The sequence below is a fragment of the Lysobacter fragariae genome (genome assembly GCF_054779775.1).
The window spans coordinates 152,862-172,674 of sequence record NZ_BAAGXP010000006.1; the positions used below are offsets into that span (position 1 = coordinate 152,862).

The following is a 19,813-nucleotide window of genomic DNA, read 5'->3' on the forward strand; positions in this document are numbered from 1 at the left end:
GACATACAGAGGAGCCTGATTGAAGGACCGATCTACGGATCAGGCGGCCCGAGCGGAGCATCAGATGCAATCGTTATTCAGTCAGGGAAATTTGAGAATTCGGCCGGCGCCACGCGACTTGTGATTTGGTCGACGATAGAGAAGGGGCCGCCGTACGACTCGCAACCCGCGGTTGGTCAGTGCAAAGTTGGCTTGGTGTTAGGAAAGCCACAATTGTCCTGCGGTGGGTCTCTTCAAGCCGGGAGGCTCTATCTCAACGCGCAATTCCCCGCTTCGCGCACCGATCTTGCTGACCTTCAACGCAGTACTGCTCTTCTAGCCAAAGAGATCGATAGGGTTGCTTTTCAGTGTCGATCTACCGGCCCGTGGGTCGAAACTAGAGAGCCTTGAAGAGAGAACTAAAGGGGTCAAGAACTAAAGGTTCTTCACGGAAGTCCGGGGACGAAACTAAAGCGGTAAAGGAGTCAGGTTCATTTATTTGGCAGGCCACGGGCGTCCCCGTGGCCGCGGTGAAGCGGATCGAAAACAGGGGTCAGAGTACCTTTTCAGAAAGCTCTGACTCTTGGTTGCGGAGATATTCGACTACGCCACGCTCACGCAGGGCACGCGCATGGCGTACGACGGGCTCGACCGCGTCATCCGCGTCGAGCAGGACTCCGAACTGAGCAGCACGCCGCTGGTGACCCGCACCGAGTACCTGCCCGGCTTCCAGACCCGCGTCACCAATCCGCGCGGCTTCGCGACCACCACCACGTATCAGGCGTACGACCAGCCCTCGACCGACTGGCCGGTGGCGATCACGCATCCGGAAGGCGCCTACACCGACATCGCCCGCGATCTGCTGGGCAAGCCCACCGCGCTGAAGCGGCACAACATCGACAACACGATCGCGCTGACGCGCAGCTACGGCTACGACGCGTACCAGCGCCTGTACCGCACCGTCGAACCGGAAACCGGCACCACCTTCACCGGCTACGACACCGCGGGCAATCCCGCCTGGAGCGCCGCGGGCCTGCCGGCGGGCGCCGCGTACGACCCCGACGGCAACACCGCGGAGATCCTGGCGCGCAAGGCCACCCGCACCTTCGACGCCCGCAACCGGGTGACCTCGCTGGTCTTCCCCGACGGCCGCGGCGACCAGTCCTGGACCTACACCCCGGATGGCTTGCCCGCGCAGATCACCACCTACAACGGCTCCAACCAGACGCAGCCCGTCATCAACGCCTATCACTACAACCACCGGCGCATGCTTGATGGGCAGGGCGAGTCGGTCAGCCAGACCGGCTGGTACACGTGGGGCATCGGCTACGGTTACACCACCAGCGGCAACCTGGCCGTCCACACGTACCCCGACAATCTCACGGTGGACTACCAGCCCAACGCGTTGGGCCAGCCCACGCAGGTGGGGACGTTCGCCACGGGCGTGAGCTACCACCCCAATGGCGCCATTGCCCAGTTCACCTACGGCAACGGCATCGTCCACACGCTGACCCAGAACATGCGGGGCCTGCCGGAGAAGAGCTGCGACGCCTTTGGTGCGTGCGGATCGGCCGCCGTACTCAACGACAGCTACGACTTCGACCAAAACGGCAACGTCGCGGCGATCAGCGACGGCGTGGGCATCGCGCAGCGTGGCAACCGCACCATGACCTACGACGGTCTGGATCGCTTGAAGACCGCGGTGTCGCCGATGTTCGGCACTACCGGGGCGAGCTACAGCTACGACGTGCTGGACAACCTGACGCGGGTCACCGTGGGCGGCACCGCGGCCCGTGACCAGTACTACTGCTACGACAGCATCGGCACCGGAGCCACGTGGCGCCTGACCAACGTCAAGACCGGCAGCTGCAGTGGCGCGAGCGTGATCGGCCTGGGCTACGACGTGCAGGGCAACCTGGCCAACAAGAACGGGCAGGGCTTCAACTTCGATTACGGCAACCGCCTGCGCGCGGCCACCAGCCTGGAGACCTACCGCTACGACGGACTGGGCCGGCGCGTGCTGGCGTACTCGGTGCAGGGGCTGGGCAACATCCTGTCGCAGTACAGCCAGGGCGGGCAGTTGATGTACCAGTACGACCAGCGACAGGGGAAATACCTGGCGTTCCTGAGCCTGGGCGGCAGCCTGGTGGCGATCCGCGAGAAGCTGGTGGCTGGCGGTGCGGTGACGGTCAAGTACCAGCACACCGATGCGCTGGGCAGTCCGGTGGCGGTGACCGATGCCGGGCGCAATGTGATCGAGAGGAGTGAGTTTGAGCCGTATGGGCAACTGCTGAACCGGCCGCTGCATGACGGGCCGGGGTATGCGGGGCACGTCAGTGATAAGGCGACTGGGCTTAGTTATATGCAGCAGCGGTATTACGATCCGGGGATTGGACGGTTCTTGTCGGTTGATCCGGTGACGGCGGATGGTGGGACTGGCGCGAACTTCAATCGGTATTGGTACGCCAATGACAACCCTTACAAGTTCAAGGATCCTGATGGGCGTTATGTTTGCAAAGGAAGTGACGGCAACTGCGGCAACTTCGAGAAGGGACTGGCACTGGTCAGGAGTGCAGCCGTGAATCTAAAGCTCTCGTCAGCAGAAAGAGATGCCATGCGAAAGGTTGTGGATTTCTACGGAAAGAAGGGAGATGCCAGCGTTAGCGTTTCCTTCCGCGATAGCGGACTTGTCCAAGGAACCGCGACCTTGAGAAAAGACGGGGGAGAGGACGTAACACTTGTTGCAGGAAAAACACTTCAAGAGCATGGCAGGGACATTGTTCATGAGGGAACTCATGGAGTGGATGACCAGGAACGTAAGCGATCAATTGAAACTCGGGCTGAGCGGAAGCAAACGGAAATAAATGCTTACACGGCGCAGGCCTATTTCCAGAAGGCAGAGAATTTCGCTACTTCATCGCGTGATGGTTGGACGCCGCTTGGCGGATTTAGCCCTGAAAATATCGATAGGCAGGCAGAAAACTCCATCAAAATATCTTGCGGACAAACCGCGACTGGGAGCTGCGGCCAATGAACGTCTTTATGGACCTTTATCGCCTAGCGTTGTCGCTTTTGCTGTGTGCGGTGTTACTTGGTTGCTCAGGCACGGTGAAGCCAAAGGCGCCTGCAAGTGAAGTGCGCGCCGAGCCGGCGCTTGCATCTGCTGAGTTCTTGGGGGTTAAGTTCAAGCTAGGGCATCCTTCTGTCGGGGAGTCTTTTTTGGACGCGGCGACTGCAGCCCAAGAAAAGAGATTGGAAATTGATGCCGATGGTCTGAGGACGATTCCTGGCGTCCGCGTGGAGATCGTTGGGTTTACTGATGATCAAGAATGCTCTGGGCAGGAATGCTATGAGCTGTCCCTGCGTCGGGCAAAAAGTGTCTACGACTGGTTCATCAGCCATGGGATTCCCAAGGAAAGGCTAAATGAGCCTGAAGGTCGTGGCAGTGAGATGGCAATCTATGGCAATGAAACCGAAGAAGGTAGGCAGCAGAATCGCCGAACCGAGGTCAATATGATTGCCCCCTGAGAACTCGTAGGGCGGGTCTTGACCCGCCGCATGAAGCAAAATGGGTAAACGAAAACAGGGGTCAGAGTGGACTGCCCCGCATTCCACAGACAGGTAGTCAGGATACAGACCTGACCGGTTGATATTCCCGCTCCGCCTGTATCGGCGATTGGTAGCCCAGCGCCGAATGCATGCGGATGCGGTTATAGAACAGTTCGACATACTCGAACACCGCCATGCGTGCGGCTTCGCGGCTAGAGAACGGTTTGTCGTCGATCAGTTCCAACTTGAGCGTGGCGAAGAAACTCTCGGCCATCGCGTTGTCGTATGGGATGCCCGGCCGGCTCATGCTCAGCTGGATTCTCGCTGCCTCCGCTTTCGCCCGGTAGCGTGCCCCGGTGTACTGGCTGCCGCGGTCATGGTGAAGGATCAGTCCGGGCTTTGGCCGACGGTGTTGCAGAGCCATGTCGAGCGCGCGCTCGGTCAGGTCCAGGCGCTGGTGGCTGTCCATGGCCCAGCCGACAACACGTCGGCTGCAGGCATCGACGAGTGCGGCGAAGTACAGCGGGCCTTCGCGTGTCGGCAGCACGGTCATGTCGCCGACCCATAGCCGATCTGGCGCGCGGGTCACGAACGGCCACGTGCAAAGCCGCGGTGCTGCGGGCGTGCGCTGGTAGGCCGCGCGGGCTCGCACAAAACGACGCCTGCGCTTCGTCCACAGGTCGTGCTCACGACGCAGCCGGTCCATGCGGTGGCGGCCACATGCGATGCCGCGGTTGCGTAGCTCGCGCCACAAGCGGCGACTGCCGTAGCGCTCGGAGAACTCGTGATGGGTCGCGGCTATCACGGCCGCTAGTCCGACGTCCGAGGCGGCTCGTGCGCTCGGCGCACGGGTCCTCCATGCATGGTAGCCGCCCGCCGACACCTGCAGCGCCCGGCATAGGTCAGCCAGACGATGGTTCATTCGCTGTCCTTCGATCCAGGCGTACCGCGCTTGGACGCGCTGGCGAAGTACGCCGTGGCTTTTTTTAGGATCGTGTTCTCTTCCTGCACGCGCGCCAGTTCACGGCGCAACCGCGTCAGCTCGAGCTGCTCCAGCGAGCGACGACCGGGTCCCGGAAACGCGTGCTCGCCCTGCGCACGCAGCGTGTCGCGCCATTTGTAGAGCCGATTGCGTGGAACGCCCAGTTCGAGGGCCAACTGCGTGACCGGCTTGTCGCCGCGCTCCAACAGCCGAACCGCCTCGCGCTTGAACTCCGCAGTAAATTCCTGCCTTGCCATCCAACACCTCCGGGGTTGTCCCCATTCTCAGGTGTCTATGGGAGGCGGGCCAATCCAGAGTACCTTTTCAGAAAGCTCTGATTCTTGGTTGCGGAGATATACGACTACGCCACGCTCACGCAGGGCACGCGCATGGCGTACGACGGGCTCGACCGCGTCATCCGCGTCGAGCAGGACTCCGAGTTGACGGCCGTACGGCGGGTTAAAACCCGCCCTATGAATTGATAGGCCTCGTAGGGCGGGTCTTGACCCGCCGCCATGAAGTAAAACGCCCGCGCATTGCGCGGGCGTTTTGTTGGCGATCGGGTTGCCCCGTCCTACTTGGTTTCCCCGCCTGTCGTCATCGCACTACGACAGTCGTCGCCTTGTTTGCGATCACATACGGCTGAACGTCTTCGACGAAGCGCAGCTTGCCGATCGCACGCTGCGCAAACCGCTTGGTGGTGATCCGGACGTGGCAGTTGTGGAACGGCGCGGCCTCGTTGCGGCCCTTGGAGGAATAGACGACACGGCCGTCGCGATCCCAGCCCAGCACCAGCCGCTCCTGGTTGTTGCTGGTGCGATAGATCCAGCCCTTCTGGATATCGGATTCGGACATTGCCATGGGCGTGGCCTGCTCGTGGAATTGATGCCCGCATCATGTCACGCGGGGCGAGAGTCCGCGAACAGAACGTAGGGCGGGTCTTGACCCGCTGCACGAAACAAAAAGCCCGCGCACTGCGCGGGCTTCTTGTTGGCGATCCCATTGACCCGTCCCAATCGATGCAAGCCCGGGACAGTCGACGGTCAATCAATAGCTCTTCGCCACGCCCGCCGCCTCGTACGCATCGACATGGCCACTGCCTACCTCGAACCGCTGGCGGCCCGCCATCGGGTTGGCGGTGGCGCTGAGGATCTCCTTCACTTCGATCGGCGTGAGCGAGGGCTTGGCCTCGAACAGCAGTGCCACGATCCCGGCGACGTGTGGTGTCGCCATCGATGTGCCACTCATGTGGGTGTAGAACGCGGCGTTCGCACCCAGTGACAGATCCTGCGATGCGGCGAGCACCGGCAGTGCGCCGGTGAGGGCGCGCGTGGACACGATGTCGACGCCGGTCGCAACGAGGGTCGGTTCGTTGACGTAGGTCCAGCTCACGCCGTCGGGCATGGTGAAACTGCCGCTCTCGCCACGATTGCCGCGCGAGGAGAAGTCGGCCAGGGTGCCGTCCTTGTTGCCGGCGGCCACCGAGATCACCCACGGGGCCTGTGCGTACGGGTTGTGGGTGTTCTCGGCCGGGCCGTCGTTGCCGGCGGCGAACACGCTGACGATGCCGTTCTTGTAGGCTGCGTAGGAGGCCACGTTGACCGGATCGGCGGGGTCGAACGCGCCCGTGGTGCCCCAGGAATTGCTGATCACCTTGATCGGCGCGCTGAAGCTGTTCTTCTTGGCGATGGCGTAATCGAAGCCGCCGACGGCGTCCAGGATCGAGATCACCGCGCCCGAGCCATAACCGATCAGCGGCGAACCGGTGGCCACGCCGCGATACAGACCGCCCGACTGCGCGCCGCTGCCTCCGACCGTGCCGGCGCAATGGGTGCCATGGCCGGAACTGATGTCGGTGTTGAGCTGCCCTTCGAGATACGTCGCCGGCAGGAAGGTGAACACCGACGACAGGTTGGTCAGCGCCTGTACGTTCTGCACCACGCGCACGCCGTACTTGAGGTCGGCGTGGGTGGCGTCGATGCCGGAATCGTTGATCATCACCGCCGCGCCGCGACCGGTGAACCCGAGCGACGGATCGGCCTGCAGGCGGTTGACGCCGGAGAGCTCGCGCGCTTCCTGGTTGTAGTAGGTCAGGGCTTTGTTGAGCTGGATCGACACCACGTCGCCGCGCTGCGCGAGTGCATGGATCTGTGCCGGCGTGGCCAGTGCGCCGGCGATCGGTAGCGCGCGCATGCTGATGCCGCGCGTGATGCCCAGCAGTTGCAGGCTGGCCAATTGGGTGCTGCGCAGTGGGCCTTCCTGGTTGTAGGTGATCACCACTTCGAGCGGCTGATTGCTCGCGGCGCTGGCCAGTGCCTGGTTGAGTGCATCGCCCAGGTGGGCATCGGCAAACGCCAGGCCGCTGGCGAGCATGCCGACGGCGAGGGCGGACAGTTTCAGGACGTTGCGACGTCGGTGTTGCATGGCGGACTCTCCGTGTGGGCCATCCGGACGGTGGCGTTACCGCACGATCCGTTGCTCATGGCAGTACGGCATATCCGGCGGAACCCCTAGGGCAGGTGGGGAAAAACCCTCATGAGGTGTTTGCGCGCGTTGGTGCGTGACGACCGTGCGGGCGGGTCAAGACCCGCCTTATGAATGTAGAAGGCAAGAAAGAAATCGTAGGGCGGGTCTTGACCCGCCGCATGACGAAAAAAAGCCCGCGGACTCCGCGGGCTTCTTATTGACGGTTGCAGTGCTGATCGCCTGGCGTCGCTTCGTCCTGCCGCTGACCCTTATCGCAACAGCTTCTCCACATACCGCCACAGCTGCGTCATCAGATCCGGTGGCAGTGTGGGTCGCAGCATGGGCCGAACGATGCGCGACCCGGCAGGCGATGTACCCGTAACCGGTGCACTCGCCGCGAAATACTTCGGCGCCAGGTCCGTTCCCTGCACGATCCCCATCGGCGAATACCCGCTGTAGCCGGGGAACACGGTTCCCAGGTTCGGATTGCCCATCCGCCGGATCAGCAGCTCCGACAGGACGCGGCGGTAGTCGGTGCCCACGGGCACGTCGCCGTAGTAGGGCGACAGGATTTCCGGGTCGAGTCCGGCCCAGGCGCCGTAGAAGCGACGGCCGTTCACCGGACCACCGAGCACCAGCATCGGGCCGCCGTAACCGTGGTCGGTGCCGCCGGCCGCGTTCTCGCGCACGCGACGCCCGAATTCGGACTGCACCACCACGGTGACGCGTCCCATGTTGCCGCTGGTGTTGAGCGTGTTGAAGAACGCGGTCAGCGCGGAGGAGAGTTCGTCGATCTTGTTCTGGTAGTAGTTCCAGCCGGCGCCGGCGGTGCCCTGGCCGTCGTGCGTGTCCCAGCCGCCCAGGTCGAGCGTGGCGTAGCGCAGGCCGAGGTTGAACTGGATCGATTGCGCGATCGTCCACAGCTGCTGCGCGAAGGTCGATGTCGGCCAGCCGGTAGGCAGCGGCGAATATGCCTGCGTCGCGATGACGCGCAGGGAGTCGTCGGCGTGCTTGCCCGACTGTTCCGGTGCGCTGCGGCCGCTCCACAGCGACGCCAGGGTGTCGTTCAATCCGACCAATCCCGCCGGCGAATCCGGGCGCGTCTTCTGCCACGCCCACGCGCCGGCCTCCAGCGCGAAATCATCCGGGTCGGCCATCACCAGCGCGCTGGTCGAACCCAGCATTCCCGCCGATTGGCGGCTGCCTACGCCCAACGCGGGCATGTTCTCGCTGCCGGTGGCGCCCGGTTGGGTGTTCCAGGCGCGCGTCATCCAGCCACTGCCGGTGCCCTTGGCGCCGGGCGTGCCCAGGTCGATGTAGAGCTGGGCGTCGAAGTGGCTGCGCGTGGCCTGCGGCAGTCCGCACGCATGGACGATCGCCATGTGCTGGCTGTTCCACAGGTCGCGCAGGCCCGTGGCGGAAGGATGCAGGCCAAAGCCGGTCGCCGCGCCGCTGGCCAGCGTCAGCGGCAGCGCGCCGTAGGTGCCGGTGGCATCGATGGAGAGGTTGGGCCGGGCTTGCTCGTAGAAGTTGCGGTCGTTGCCCGCAATGGGGACGACCAGGTTCAGGCCATCCATGCCACCGCGCAGGAACACATGCACGATGGTGTCGTAGGCGTTGGCGCCCGCACCGCCGCCGCCATCGCTGGAAAACATCATCAGTGGATTGCCCCCCGCGCCGATCAGCGTGCTGGCGCAGCAACCCTTGAGGAACTCGCGACGATTGAAGGTCATGGCGTGTCCTCAGCGGCTCAGGAATTCGGGCGACAGCAGGATCAGCGACACCATGCTGCGCAGGCGTTGCTGGTTGTAGTGCTGCTTGAGGTCGTTGCCGGACCAGCTGTCGGTATCGGCGATCACATAAGTAGCGGGATCGCCGTTCTGCGCCAGGAAGTGCACGAACGCCTGCTTGCGCGCGGCCGCGGGCTGGTAGCCGAGCAGGCGCTGGCACCAGTGCGTCACCAGGTTGTTTGCGGTCCACGACGCGACGGAGTTTCGTGAGATCGCCAGGATCGCGGCCAGCGGCGTGGTGCCGGCGGTGTCCATGCTCTCGGTGAACCAGTTCAGCATCTTCCACGTCATCGCGTAGCTGTTGGAGCCCGACCAGGCCTGCGCGATGTCCGGATAGCCGTTGGGCGCTGGCCATTCGTACGGCAGGTGCCCGGTGTAGCCCATGCGCCACATGAATTCGTCGCTCTTGTCGTCGTCGACGCGCAGTGTCCAGTTGCCACCCAGCGTACGCATCGCGGCCACCATGGCTTCGAAGGGGCGTCGCTGCTTGTTGCCCCAGCTCGACTGCAATTTCGGCGAGAGCAGGATGTGGCGCAGCACCTTCTCGATCTGGTCCGGTGCCTGCCAGTTCTGGCGGAAGACCACGGCAGCGCTGGCAACCAGCGTGGGGTCGGGCGTGTCGCTGACGAAACGCCGCACCAGCTTGCTGCAGATGAATTTCGCGACGTAGGGATGGCTGGCCAGGCGGTCCAGGATGTCGCGACCGTCCTTCATCGCCGGCTGCTCGGGATTGAGCAGCCTGCCGAGCACGAACTTCGGACCCGCGTCGTGCCACGACTGGCGATAGACGAAGGTGCCGTCGTCGTCGCTCGGGAATTCCCAGTGCCCGTTCTTCGCGGTCCAGCCGGTGAAGGCGGACGCGGTTTCGTACACGTCGATGTCGCAGTAGCCGGACGGGTAGCTGGGGTCTTCGGGGCAGGGCGGTATGTCGAAAGGATCGGTGAAGCCCAGGTAGTGCTCCGCGCCGAAGGTGTGCAGTTCCAGCAGCTCGCGCGCGAAGTTCTCGTTCGGTCCGGCGCGGGTGTTGTCGATGTTGTCCAGGTAATAGAGCATCGCCGTGCTGGTGGCGACGCCTTCCAGCATCTGGCGGAAATTGCCGAACGCGTGCTGGCGCAGCACGTCGCGATCGTAGTGGGCGTAGACGGGCCCGGCTGAACCTTCGGTGGCGGTGACGTTGAAATGGTCGTGCCAGAAGTTGACGACGACCTCGCGCAGCTGCCGACGCGAGAACACCGCGCGCGCGAAGGCGGCGCGCTGCACTTCCCACGCGGGACGCATGCGCACGTCCCACGGCGGATCATTCAGGACGTGGTCGGTCCACAGTTGCGGCAGGCTCTTGCCCAGCGTGGTGTAGCCCGCGTTCGCAAGGCGGGCGTCGAGCGCGCTGTCGTCGATCGCGCTCCAGTCGAGCTGCCATTCGACGTAGTTGGCGATGCGCTGGTCGTCGGTGCTGCCCAGCGCCGTGAATTCGTTGAGCGTGGTGAGCGTCGCGCCATAGCTGAGGTGGCCCAGCACGCGCACGGCGAGCGGGGCGAGGGGCAGGGTGATCCAGTCGGCCGGCGTCGGGCCGCCCGTCGGTAGCGTGAAGCTCTTTGCCGCTGCAGTGCTCCCGGCGGTTGTTGCAGATGCAGCCACCGCCGGGGCTGACGCCCACGTCGTGGTCGTCCTGGGGCGTCGCTTCATGCCCCCATAACGCTTCTGCAGGAATTCGCGCACCTGGGCGCGCTGGGCTGCGGACAGGGTATCCATGCTGTTCAAACCTTCATCCCGGATCTTTGAAGGCTAGGGCCGCCTCCTTTTGGCCGGCGTGCCTCAAGTCACAGAAACGCCGCCAACGGGTTTACCGTATCCGCACGCGGTTGTAATCGCGTGATGACCGTGTCACGAATCGGGCGATCACGCGCTGCTTGCGACTGACGGCCGCGCTTGGCACGATCCCTCCATGACCAACGCTCCCCGCGAACGCCGCCACTTCTCCATGATCCGCGGCTTCCACCTGGCCGACTGGTTCACCCTGGCCAATGCGTTCTGCGGCACCGGAGCGATCTTCGCGGCGATGCGCTTCCTGCAGGACGGGGTGGTGCGCGACCTGCTGATCGGCATGGCGCTGATCCCCGCGGCGTTCGTCTTCGATGCCCTGGACGGCCGCGTGGCGCGCTGGCGCCAGTCGTCTTCCACATTGGGGCGCGAACTGGACTCGCTGGCCGACGTGATTTCCTTCGGTGTCGCACCGGCGGCACTGGCCTACGCCTGCGGGCTGCAGGGTGGTTGGGACTGGGCCGTGCTGAGCTATTTCGTCGGTTGCGGCGTGAGCCGGCTGGCGCGCTACAACGTGACCGCGGAAGCGCTGTCCGGTGGTGGCGACAAGGTCAAGTACTTCGAGGGCACGCCGATCCCGACCAGCCTGGCGCTGGTGATCGTGCTGGCCGTGGCGGCTGCGCGCGGCGCCATCGGCGACAGCCTGTGGCTGGGCATGGTGAAGCTGGGCCCATGGCAGTTCCATCCGCTGGTGCTGATGTTCGCGCTGTCGGGTTCGCTGATGATCAGCAAGACGCTGCGCATTCCCAAGCCGTAGGGCGGGTCTCGACCCGCCGTCGAGACGTTGGCATGCAGCATGGCTGCCTCGCGTTTACCGGTGGGTTTCGATGCGGGGTCCGCGGCGGGCCAAGGCCCGCCCTACGCCTACCCCGGCTCCTGCAACAATCGCGGCGTTATCATCTTCCGTCTTGACGGAGGAAGCCGATGGCCAGCGGATTGAACGACTTTGAGAACCTCGCGCGCCAGTATTGGGGCGCATGGGGCGAAGCGATGCGCGGTGCGCAACCCGCCCCCGCGGCGATGCCGGGCTGGAACGACGCCATGGGCTGGTGGTCGCAGATGGCCAAGGCCGCCAACGCGCCGCAGGGCGGACCGTTCGATGATGCGCTGGATCGTTTCAACGGGCAGGCGCGGCAGTGGTTCGGGCAGATGCAGCAGCTGGCGGCGCAGTTCGCCGGCAGGAATGCACAGCCGGCGGACATCGCCAATGCGTGGAAGCAGATGCTCGGCGGCGGCAACCTCAACGCGAATCCCTTCGCCGACCTGTTCAAGAGCATGCAGGGCCCGGGCCAGCATGGCATCGAGCAGTGGATGGAACAGATGGCGCCGATGCTGCAGTCGATGCAGCGCGACGGCCGCAGCTGGCTGGGATTGCCGGCGTTTGGCTTCGCGCGCGAGCACCAGGAGCGCTGGCAGGCGCTGGCGCAGGCGCAGATGGACTATCAGGAAAAGAGCAACGCGTACAACGCGCTGATGGGCGAAGCGGCGCAACAGGCGTTCAAGTATTTCGAAGACAAGTTGGCGCAGCGCGGCGAACCCGGTCGCCAGCTCGGTTCGGTGCGCGCGTTGTTCGACCTGTGGATCGACGCGGCCGAGGACGCCTACGCGGAGATCGCGCTGTCGCCGCGCTTCCGCGAGACCTACGGCAACTTCATCAATGCGCAGATGCGCGTGCGTGCCGGCCTGCAGCGCGAAGTGGAACAGTACTGCGGCCAGCTGGGCATCCCGACCCGTACCGAGATCGATTCCGCGCATCGCAAGATCGTGCAACTCGAGCGCGAGCTGCGGCGCCTGCGCGACAGCGTGGAGCGTGGCGAACCCGTTCCCACCGAGCGTCGTGCGGCACCTGCAGCGGCGTCTCCCGGGTCCAAGCCGGCTGCGAAGACCGAAGCCGAGGCGAAGCAGCCAGCCAAAACCGCCAAGCCCGCCGCTGCGAAGAAGCCGCCTGCTTCCACCACGAAGGCCAAGGGAGCGCGTCGATGAACCACGACATCCACAGCCCCTTCAGCTTCACCGCGGAGTCGCTCGCGCAGGAAGCCATGCAGGTGCAGAACAAACTGCGTGCCGGCCTCGACACGTTGCATGACGTCGACGACGTCACCTATGGCGCGACCGCGCGCGAGGAAGTCTGGCGCGACGGCAAGGTCGTGCTGTATCGCTTCAAGGGCGACAAGGCACCGACGGCGAAAGTCCCGCTGCTGATCGCCTACGCGCTGGTCAATCGTCCGTACATGGTCGACCTGCAGGACGACAAGTCCATCGTCCGTGGCCTGCTGGAACGCGGCGAGGACGTGTACGTGCTCGACTGGGGTTATCCGGACCGTTCCGATCGTTACCTGGAACTGGAGGACTACATCCAGCGCTACCTCGGTGGCGCGGTGGACCACCTGCGCCGCGCGTACCGGATGGATTCGGTCAACCTGCTGGGCATCTGCCAGGGCGGCGCATTCTCGCTGTGCTACAGCGCGCTCAACCCGAAGAAGGTCCGCAATCTCATCACCATGGTCACGCCGGTGGATTTCCACGGCGACGACAACATGCTGGCCAACTGGGTGCGCGGCCTGGACGTAGATGCCCTCGTCGACACGATGGGTAACGTGCCCGCGGACCTGATGAACTGGACCTACCTGACGCTCAAGCCGTGGCGCCTGTTCGTGCAGAAGTACGTCGGCATGGTCGACATCCTGGACAACAAGCAGGCGCTGGAGGATTTCCTGCGCATGGAGAAGTGGATCTTCGATTCTCCCGACCAGGCCGGCGAAGCGTTCCGCCAGTTCGCGCGCCAGTTCTACCAGGGCAACGGCTTCGTCAATGGCGGGATCGTGATCGGCAATCGTCCGGTGGACCTGGGATACGTCGACATGCCGGTGCTGAACATCTTCGCCGAGCAGGACCACCTGGTGCCGCCGTCGGCGTCGAAGGCGCTCAAGGGCCTGGTCGGTACCGACGATTACAGCGAGCTGTCCTTCCGCGGCGGGCACATCGGCATCTATGTCAGCAGCCGCGCGCAGCGCGAGGTTCCCACTGCGATTCACGACTGGCTGGAGCAGCGTTCGCGTTGAGTGATGCGGGCTTGATCCAAGCGCGCTGATCGACACGTGAGTGTTCGACGCGCGGTGATGCAAGGTCCGGTGATCCAGGTCCCGTGATCGTCGGACCATTCCCGCCTCTGCGGGCAGGAAGGGATGGGGTACGGCCGCCCGCCATTCGGTCAGTCAGCGGCACGTACCCCATCAGTAAAACAGTGCGTCAGGGCGACTCGTAGCTCAACGTCGTGTCGTTCGGCAGCATCAGCTTGCTGCTGGCCAGGTCGAGGATGATCGACGAACCCGTCGCCACCGGCTTCATGTTCGGCCCCGGCTGGCCGTAGAACACCAGGTCACCGGCGGCCAGCAGCACCAGCCGGTTCCCCGCGTGCACCACGTCCTCCTGCGGATAGAAGTTGACGCCGACGTATTGCGGCTCGGCAGCCACGCTCGGCTTGCCCTGCTGCAGGTTCTTCGCGTGGTTGAGGCTGAGCGAGGCGAAATTGAACGGCCGCAGTGAACCGTCCGGCAGCTGTTCGGCCATGGTCAGCATCAGGTTGGCGCGCGCGCCGGTGGCGGCGACGATCCCTTCGAACCGCGGCATGCCGGACAGATGCAGGTCCTGGCTCAAGGGGACGGTGGTGAACGCGACGCGGTCATCGGGTAGCGGCGTGGTTTCGTTGACGTCCTGGCCGGCATAGTCGTTGTAGTCGGCGAAGCCCGTGCCTGCGCTGGTGCCAAGCAGCCCCGTCACCTGCGGATAGAGCGTCACCTTCTTGCTCTGCGCGGGCCACTTGGGCTCGTTGCGCCACTGGCCGGCGTCGTCCTTCACCTGCACCCTGGGTGCGTCGAGGATGCCGGTGTTGCGGTTCTTCAGGAACTGGTCGAACCACGCCGTCATCACCGTGATCCAGTCATCACGATCCGGCCACGCGTGGTCCCACTGGCCCAGCCAGGCCTTGAACGGCACGTTGCTGCGCTGCAGGGCTTCGATCCAGCCTTCCATGTTGTGCGGCTTGACGTTCCAGTCCTGCAGACCGTGGATGTAGAAGACGCTGGCGCGCTTCTTCGCCGGATCGACATTGAGTTCGGCCAGGTGATCGCGTGCCTGCCAGTACGGCGTCTTGTTGCCGCTGACGAAGGAGGTGAACGTTTCGGCCGTGACCTCGACGCGCTCCTGGCAGACCTCGCCCGTAACGGCATCAGGCGCGGTGACCGGGTCGAGCAGCTGGCTCCCGCCTTCCAGGCCAGCCGGGCCAAGACCGGTGAGCAGCCAGTAGTAGGTGTTGAAGCCGACGGTGTCGTCGATCGGTACGCCGTTGACGTAGTTGTACTTGTACATGTCGGAGATGCCGCTGATCGGCACGATGGTCTTCAGGTGCGGCGGCGCTTCGACCCACAGATCCTGCGGCGCGGTGCCGTCATAGCTCACGCCCATCGCGCCCACGTTCTGGTTGGACCAGGATTGCGCGGCGAAATATTCGATCGCGGTTGCCATGTCCCTGGCTTCCTGCGGCCCACCGATGCCGAAGCAGCCGCCGGAAGCGCCGGTGCCACGCATCGAGAGGATTCCGAACGCGTAGCCACGCTTGATCAGCTCCTGGAACGGCCCGGCGATGGCGATGTTGTAGGGATAGCTGGCGGCATTGCTGACCGGCTTGGTCACGGTGGGGTCGCCACCGCCGTAGTAGGGCGTGAGTTCCAGTACCAGCGGCACCTGCGCGGCGATGTCGGGGCGCACGATCCACGCGTCGAGTTCGACGCCGTCGGCCACGGTGATGCGATGGTGCTCGGTGATGCTGGTCATCCAGCTGACGCCGGGGATCGGTTGCGACACGTCATGCAGGTAGCTCGACACGGAAGGCGAGGGCGTCACCTGCGGCGCATCCAGCGTCAGCGTGCCCAGATCGAGTGCGGACACCACGGGAATGGCAACCACCGCCAGCAAGGTGGCGGTCAGCGTGGTGAAGAGGTGACGGCTACGGCGCTGCATGGAATGACGCTCTGGCGGACGGCGTGCCAAGTGTCGGTGTTGCCCCGATGTCGGACATCCGGAAAAACCCTCACCGTGAAGGGAGGGAAAACACCCTGCATTCCAGCGCGAATGGCTAGACTCGTGCCGGGCAAATCAACGGGAATCCGGATGGGACTGCATCGTGTCTTCCTGCTTTGCTGCTTGCTGCTCGCTGGCACGGCGGGGGCTGCGCCGCCACCGCAGGCAACGCGTGAGATCGAGCAGCTGATCACGGCGTTGGGCGAATCCGGCTGCGAGTTCCAACGCAACGGCCACTGGTACCCGGCGACGAAGGCCGGGGATCACCTGCGGCGCAAGTACGACTGGCTGCGCGAGCGCGACATGATCCATGGCGCCGAAGAATTCATCGACAGCGCCGGGACCCGGAGCAGCATGAGCGGGCGCGCCTACCAGGTGCGTTGCCCGGGGCGGCCCGTGGAGCCTTCCGCGTCCTGGTTGCGGGCGCGGCTCGCTGAACTGCGGCGGCGTACTCCCGCGTCGCGCTGACGGGCGCTAGACTCGATTCGTCTCAGGAGGGAGGGGAAACATGAACGCTCAGCGATCACTCTCGCGTTCCCGCGGTGACCGCGTGCTGGCTGGCGTCTGCGGCGGCATCGCCCAGCGCTTCGGCTGGGGGTCGACCATGGTGCGCGTGCTTTACGTGCTCCTCTCGATCGCGTCGGCGGCGTTTCCCGGGATACTGGTCTACCTGATCCTCTGGCTGCTGATGCCGGAAGAGGGCGATTGAATCCGGCCTGGGCGAATCGTTCGATGCGCTACCTGGCAATCGCCCTTGGGGCCGCGTGGGCCTTGCCCAATACGCTGATGGGATTGCTCGCCGGGTTGGTCGGTCTGGCCTTTGGCGCGCACATGCATTGGAGTCGTCGCGACTTCGCGCTGGTGTTCCACAAATGGCCGTGGGGCCCTGGCGGTGCGCTTACGCTGGGCAACGTGATCCTGCACACCGGTGACACGCTGGATTCGACCTGCGTCACCTACGCGCATCGCGCCGGCCATCGCGATGAAGCGCCGATCATGCTCGCCGACCACGAACGCGCGCACGTCTTCCAGTACATGGCGCTGGGGCCGTTGTTCCTGCTGCTGTACTTCGCGTGCGGGGGCGTGAGCGTGCGCAACCGCTTCGAGCGAGCGGCCGACCGCTACGCGCAGACGGGCGCGGGCTGGTGGCCGTGGACGTGAACGTGAATAGGGGCGCGAGCGAGCGTGGCGCCGTGGCATCGCCACAACAAGTTCAACAGGTCGCCTTTACTTCCCGATAACAGCCACGGGCGTAGCGTCACAGGCGTCGGAGAACCAGTAACGGGAATTTGAAAAACACCTGTTGCAATAGCTCCGGCAAACGGAAGGCTCAGCCATTCGAGGGTTCAAACCTCGACGACTGGGCCTTCTCATTTTCAGGCTGGTTTCGTTGCCCGAAGGCGGACTGTGCAAGCCCGATACGGGCAACGAAAAAGGCCGCGCGGGTGCGCGGCCTTGATCTGTGGTGCCGGAAGTGGGACTCGAACCCACACGCTTTTAAGGGCGGCGGATTTTGAGTCCGCTGCGTCTACCGATTCCGCCATTCCGGCGCGGCCGCGCAGTATAGCCGAGAGCCCAGGGGTGCGGGTCAATCACCCATGGTTTTGGACTTTCTGCTGCGCCGCCCAGCTTCGGTGAAGCTTGGGATCAGAACCCGCCAAACCGCGCCATCATCGCGGCGAACACCAGCACCGCGGCGATCAGGATCAGCTCGAAGCGGACGATGCGGGAGAGTCGGGTGACCTGGTGGGGTTCGGGAAGGAAGCCGGAATCCTGCCGCAGCGCCTTGCGCCAACGCCCGAACGCCAGGGTGGGCCAGATCGACAGTACGCCCACCAGCAGGAACGCACTGATCTTGGCGTGGAACCAGGGGTTGTGCTGGTAGAAGTCGTAACCCTTAACGCCCTGGAAGATGCGCAGCACGCCGATGACGATCAGCGACATCGCGCTCAGTCCGTATCCCAGGTCGACACCAGAAAGGCGGCGGATGACGGTGTGGTCGATGGGGCCGCGCAATAACGCGGCCTGTGTCGCCAGCATCGCGACGATCGCGAAGGCCAGCAGATGGTGGGCAGAGGCGAGCAGCAGGTCGGTCAGCATGGCGGTCCTTCGTCCGGAGTTGCCGGACATTAGCCCAAGCCATGCGCTCGATGGGTGACGGGGTGCCGTTTGTGCGTTCCGGAAGCGCGACGCCGCGGTACCGGAACACGAGTCGACCTGCGAGTCGATCCTGGGCGTCGACCCCGCGCGTGCGATCAGTTCTCGCAGACCTCGTCCGTGCACATCGTCTTGTCCTTGCGCTTGAACCACTCGCCTTCGTCGGGGACGAACATCGAGCAGCACTCCATCGGCGCCTTGTAGATGTGCAGCGAGATGGCGACGTTGCTGTCGCTGGCGTTGCGGATCGTGTGGTACTCGTGCGGCGGGATCAGGCTGCCGGCGCTGCCGGGGCCGGCATGCATGCCGCCGGCGGCGCGGAAGTGGAAGCGCTCGTCCTGCTGTTCCAGCAGTTCGTACTGGACGATCTCCAGCTCGCCGTCCCACACGCCTTCCACGCACCACAGGCCGGAATGGTCATGGACGGGGGTGCCTTGGCCGGGGCCCCAGGTCATGGCCACGACGCTGTAGCCGTGTTCCGGGCTGCGGTAGAGCTCGCGGCGGGCGTAGTGGTCTTCGATCGGGTCATGCACGCAAGACGGCAGCTGCACGTCGCGGTCGCGGATCATCCGGCACAGCGCGTTGCGCAGCGCGGCGGTGACTTCGTGCTCGTTGCCGGCGACTACGGCCGAATCGATCGCGGCGACGAGCTTGTCGTGGCCAGGGAAGTCGAAATCCGGGCAGGGCTCGGGCTGATGATTCGTGGTTATGTCCATATAACGGATTCTAGCTCGGGTGAGTCGGGGGCGCCTGTGTGAACGGGCCGCGGGAGTTGGCGGCTGGGAGTCGACTGGGCGTGGCGATTGCCGTAAGGCGGTCTGACCCGCCGCCCTCGTCATGGGCGCCGGTAGCCCCTGGCGGCGGGTTAAAACCCGCCCTACAGGGTCGCGAGGAAGTCGCCCACGGCCGGTCCGAAGCGGCCGATATCCACCAGGAACGCGTCATGCCCCTGCGGCGATTCCAGTGGCAGAAATTGTGCGTCCGCGCCCCCGGCACGCAGGCCGTCGGCGACGTCCTGTTGCTGCTGCAGCGGGAACAGGATGTCGGTGTGCACGCCTATCGCCAGCGCCTTGTCGACGCGCACCTTCGCCAGCCCGGCCATCACGTCGCCATTGGCATATTCGCCCAGGTCGAACCAGTCCATCGAGCGGCTGAGATAGAGATAGCAGTTCGGATCGAAACGACGCACGAAGCGGCGCGCATGGCCTTCCAGGTAACTCTCCACCTGGAATTCCAGGCCGAAGGGCTCCTCCTCGGGACGATCGGACTCCAGGCGGACGCGACCGAAGCGGCCGTCCCACTCCAGCGCCGAGCGATAGGTGATCACGCCGAGCTTGCGCGCCATGCGCATGCCCGATTCCGGGTAGGTCGTGTCGTCGTAGCCGCCGTGGTTCCAGTTCGGATCCAGCCGGATCGCCTCGCGCTGCAGCGAGCGGATCGCGATCGAGAACGGCAGCGCGCGCGGTGCGCCGGAGATGTTGATGTGCGACCGGGCAATCCCCGGGTTGAGCAGCAGCAGTGCCAGCGCGGTCATGCCGCCCATCGAATTGCCGATCACGCACGCCAGTTGTTCGATGCCCAGGCCGCGCACGACGCTGGCGGCGGATTGCGCACCGTCTTCCACCGACAGGTCGGGGAAGTCGAGGCGATACGTGTCGCCGGTCGCCGGATTGATCGAGGCCGGCCCGGTTGAACCCTTGCAGCTGCCCAGCGAGTTGACGCAGATGACGAACCAGCGATCCGTATCGATCGGCTTGCCCGGACCGATCATGGGTTCCCACCAACCCTGCTCCGGATTGCCGGGATTCGCCGCGGCGTGTGCATCAGGCGACAGGCCGGTGACGATCAGGACCGCGTTGTCGCGCGCGGCGTTGAGCGTGCCCCAGGTTTCGTAGGCGACGCGTGCGCCGTGCAGTTCGCCGCCGCGCTTCATCGCGAAGGGCGAGGGCAGGGCGTGGAACAGGGTTCCGGTGGGAATGAATTCGGTCATGCG

18 protein-coding genes and 1 tRNA gene are annotated in these 19,813 nt (G+C 64.6%); 8 read left to right on the top strand and 11 right to left on the bottom strand.

Annotated elements, in window-relative coordinates; translation table 11 throughout:
* Positions 1-610 precede the first annotated feature (610 nt).
* Together ACYVD7_RS06720 and ACYVD7_RS06725 are read left to right on the top strand one after the other, a co-directional pair.
* A complete protein-coding gene (locus tag ACYVD7_RS06720) occupies positions 611-3,013 on the top strand; it encodes an RHS repeat domain-containing protein (RefSeq protein ID WP_460760719.1) in 2,403 nt (800 codons plus the stop codon).
* A complete protein-coding gene (locus ACYVD7_RS06725) occupies positions 3,010-3,507 on the top strand; it encodes an OmpA family protein (protein ID WP_460760721.1) in 498 nt (165 codons plus the stop codon). Before ACYVD7_RS06720 ends, ACYVD7_RS06725 begins: the two co-directional genes overlap by 4 nt.
* Before the next feature lie 97 nt (positions 3,508-3,604).
* Here ACYVD7_RS06725 and ACYVD7_RS06730 read toward each other — a convergent pair whose 3' ends face one another.
* From ACYVD7_RS06730 to ACYVD7_RS06755, 6 genes are all read right to left on the bottom strand, one after another.
* Positions 3,605-4,465 carry an IS3 family transposase gene (locus ACYVD7_RS06730; RefSeq protein ID WP_460761846.1) on the bottom strand — a complete coding sequence of 287 codons (861 nt, stop codon included), beginning with the start codon at positions 4,463-4,465 and terminating at the stop codon, positions 3,605-3,607.
* Entirely contained in the window at positions 4,447-4,767 is a 321-nt protein-coding gene (locus ACYVD7_RS06735) for a transposase (RefSeq protein ID WP_460760724.1), read from the bottom strand. Before ACYVD7_RS06735 ends, ACYVD7_RS06730 begins: the two co-directional genes overlap by 19 nt.
* Positions 4,768-5,107: 340 nt before the next feature.
* Positions 5,108-5,365, bottom strand: coding sequence for a hypothetical protein (locus ACYVD7_RS06740; protein ID WP_460760726.1), 258 nt, complete (start codon positions 5,363-5,365; stop codon positions 5,108-5,110).
* 192 nt (positions 5,366-5,557) lie between these two features.
* Positions 5,558-6,934, bottom strand: a complete 1,377-nt coding sequence (locus ACYVD7_RS06745; protein ID WP_460760729.1) for a S8 family serine peptidase — start codon at positions 6,932-6,934, stop codon at positions 5,558-5,560.
* Positions 6,935-7,245: 311 nt separating this feature from the next.
* Entirely contained in the window at positions 7,246-8,709 is a 1,464-nt protein-coding gene (locus tag ACYVD7_RS06750) for a DUF1501 domain-containing protein (protein WP_460760731.1), read from the bottom strand.
* A gap of 9 nt (positions 8,710-8,718) precedes the next feature.
* A complete protein-coding gene (locus tag ACYVD7_RS06755) occupies positions 8,719-10,515 on the bottom strand; it encodes a DUF1800 domain-containing protein (protein WP_460760734.1) in 1,797 nt (598 codons plus the stop codon).
* A gap of 193 nt (positions 10,516-10,708) precedes the next feature.
* On the opposite strand from ACYVD7_RS06755, the gene ACYVD7_RS06760 reads away from it, so the two are divergent.
* From ACYVD7_RS06760 to ACYVD7_RS06770, 3 genes are all read left to right on the top strand, one after another.
* Positions 10,709-11,341 (top strand): CDP-alcohol phosphatidyltransferase family protein, encoded by a 633-nt coding sequence (locus tag ACYVD7_RS06760; protein WP_460760737.1) that lies wholly within the window; start codon positions 10,709-10,711, stop codon positions 11,339-11,341.
* A gap of 167 nt (positions 11,342-11,508) precedes the next feature.
* Entirely contained in the window at positions 11,509-12,567 is a 1,059-nt protein-coding gene (gene phaE / locus ACYVD7_RS06765) for a class III poly(R)-hydroxyalkanoic acid synthase subunit PhaE (protein ID WP_460760739.1), read from the top strand.
* An 8-nt stretch (positions 12,568-12,575) separates the two neighbouring features.
* Positions 12,576-13,646: a class III poly(R)-hydroxyalkanoic acid synthase subunit PhaC gene (locus ACYVD7_RS06770; RefSeq protein WP_460761849.1), complete on the top strand. Its 1,071-nt coding sequence runs from the start codon at positions 12,576-12,578 to the stop codon at positions 13,644-13,646.
* A gap of 187 nt (positions 13,647-13,833) precedes the next feature.
* Here the strand turns inward: ACYVD7_RS06770 and ACYVD7_RS06775 are convergent, their stop codons facing one another.
* Positions 13,834-15,603, bottom strand: a complete 1,770-nt coding sequence (locus tag ACYVD7_RS06775) for a CocE/NonD family hydrolase (protein WP_460760742.1) — start codon at positions 15,601-15,603, stop codon at positions 13,834-13,836.
* A gap of 150 nt (positions 15,604-15,753) precedes the next feature.
* On the opposite strand from ACYVD7_RS06775, the gene ACYVD7_RS06780 reads away from it, so the two are divergent.
* The 3 genes from ACYVD7_RS06780 to ACYVD7_RS06790 are packed head-to-tail and all read left to right on the top strand — an operon-like array spanning position 15,754 to position 16,824.
* On the top strand, positions 15,754-16,131 hold the full coding sequence (locus ACYVD7_RS06780) for a YfeK family protein (RefSeq protein WP_460760744.1): 378 nt from the start codon (positions 15,754-15,756) through the stop codon (positions 16,129-16,131).
* 40 nt (positions 16,132-16,171) lie between these two features.
* Entirely contained in the window at positions 16,172-16,372 is a 201-nt protein-coding gene (locus tag ACYVD7_RS06785) for a PspC domain-containing protein (protein WP_460760747.1), read from the top strand.
* 23 nt (positions 16,373-16,395) lie between these two features.
* Positions 16,396-16,824 (top strand): hypothetical protein, encoded by a 429-nt coding sequence (locus ACYVD7_RS06790; protein ID WP_460760750.1) that lies wholly within the window; start codon positions 16,396-16,398, stop codon positions 16,822-16,824.
* Between the two features lie 302 nt (positions 16,825-17,126).
* On the opposite strand, the gene ACYVD7_RS06795 is transcribed toward ACYVD7_RS06790, so the two are convergent.
* The 4 genes from ACYVD7_RS06795 to metX all read right to left on the bottom strand — a co-directional run bounded on the left by ACYVD7_RS06795 (position 17,127) and on the right by metX (position 19,810).
* Positions 17,127-17,213, bottom strand: a tRNA-Leu gene (locus tag ACYVD7_RS06795).
* 97 nt (positions 17,214-17,310) lie between these two features.
* On the bottom strand, positions 17,311-17,763 hold the full coding sequence (locus ACYVD7_RS06800) for a DUF2214 family protein (RefSeq protein WP_460760752.1): 453 nt from the start codon (positions 17,761-17,763) through the stop codon (positions 17,311-17,313).
* A 155-nt stretch (positions 17,764-17,918) separates the two neighbouring features.
* On the bottom strand, positions 17,919-18,536 hold the full coding sequence (locus tag ACYVD7_RS06805) for a cysteine dioxygenase family protein (RefSeq protein WP_460760755.1): 618 nt from the start codon (positions 18,534-18,536) through the stop codon (positions 17,919-17,921).
* 161 nt (positions 18,537-18,697) lie between these two features.
* Entirely contained in the window at positions 18,698-19,810 is a 1,113-nt protein-coding gene (metX, locus tag ACYVD7_RS06810) for a homoserine O-acetyltransferase MetX (protein WP_460760758.1), read from the bottom strand.
* Positions 19,811-19,813: the final 3 nt, after the last annotated feature.

Bases quoted from the DNA above. Each gene is read 5' to 3' on its own strand.
- ACYVD7_RS06720 (WP_460760719.1), top strand. From the start codon at position 611: ATGGCGTACGACGGGCTCGACCGCGTCATCCGCGTCGAGCAGGACTCC.
- ACYVD7_RS06725 (WP_460760721.1), top strand. From the start codon at position 3,010: ATGAACGTCTTTATGGACCTTTATCGCCTAGCGTTGTCGCTTTTGCTG.
- ACYVD7_RS06735 (WP_460760724.1), bottom strand. From the start codon at position 4,767: ATGGCAAGGCAGGAATTTACTGCGGAGTTCAAGCGCGAGGCGGTTCGG.
- ACYVD7_RS06740 (WP_460760726.1), bottom strand. From the start codon at position 5,365: ATGTCCGAATCCGATATCCAGAAGGGCTGGATCTATCGCACCAGCAAC.
- ACYVD7_RS06745 (WP_460760729.1), bottom strand. From the start codon at position 6,934: ATGCAACACCGACGTCGCAACGTCCTGAAACTGTCCGCCCTCGCCGTC.
- ACYVD7_RS06750 (WP_460760731.1), bottom strand. From the start codon at position 8,709: ATGACCTTCAATCGTCGCGAGTTCCTCAAGGGTTGCTGCGCCAGCACG.
- ACYVD7_RS06755 (WP_460760734.1), bottom strand. From the start codon at position 10,515: ATGGATACCCTGTCCGCAGCCCAGCGCGCCCAGGTGCGCGAATTCCTG.
- ACYVD7_RS06760 (WP_460760737.1), top strand. From the start codon at position 10,709: ATGACCAACGCTCCCCGCGAACGCCGCCACTTCTCCATGATCCGCGGC.
- phaE (WP_460760739.1), top strand. From the start codon at position 11,509: ATGGCCAGCGGATTGAACGACTTTGAGAACCTCGCGCGCCAGTATTGG.
- ACYVD7_RS06775 (WP_460760742.1), bottom strand. From the start codon at position 15,603: ATGCAGCGCCGTAGCCGTCACCTCTTCACCACGCTGACCGCCACCTTG.
- ACYVD7_RS06780 (WP_460760744.1), top strand. From the start codon at position 15,754: ATGGGACTGCATCGTGTCTTCCTGCTTTGCTGCTTGCTGCTCGCTGGC.
- ACYVD7_RS06785 (WP_460760747.1), top strand. From the start codon at position 16,172: ATGAACGCTCAGCGATCACTCTCGCGTTCCCGCGGTGACCGCGTGCTG.
- ACYVD7_RS06790 (WP_460760750.1), top strand. From the start codon at position 16,396: ATGCGCTACCTGGCAATCGCCCTTGGGGCCGCGTGGGCCTTGCCCAAT.
- ACYVD7_RS06800 (WP_460760752.1), bottom strand. From the start codon at position 17,763: ATGCTGACCGACCTGCTGCTCGCCTCTGCCCACCATCTGCTGGCCTTC.
- ACYVD7_RS06805 (WP_460760755.1), bottom strand. From the start codon at position 18,536: ATGGACATAACCACGAATCATCAGCCCGAGCCCTGCCCGGATTTCGAC.
- metX (WP_460760758.1), bottom strand. From the start codon at position 19,810: ATGACCGAATTCATTCCCACCGGAACCCTGTTCCACGCCCTGCCCTCG.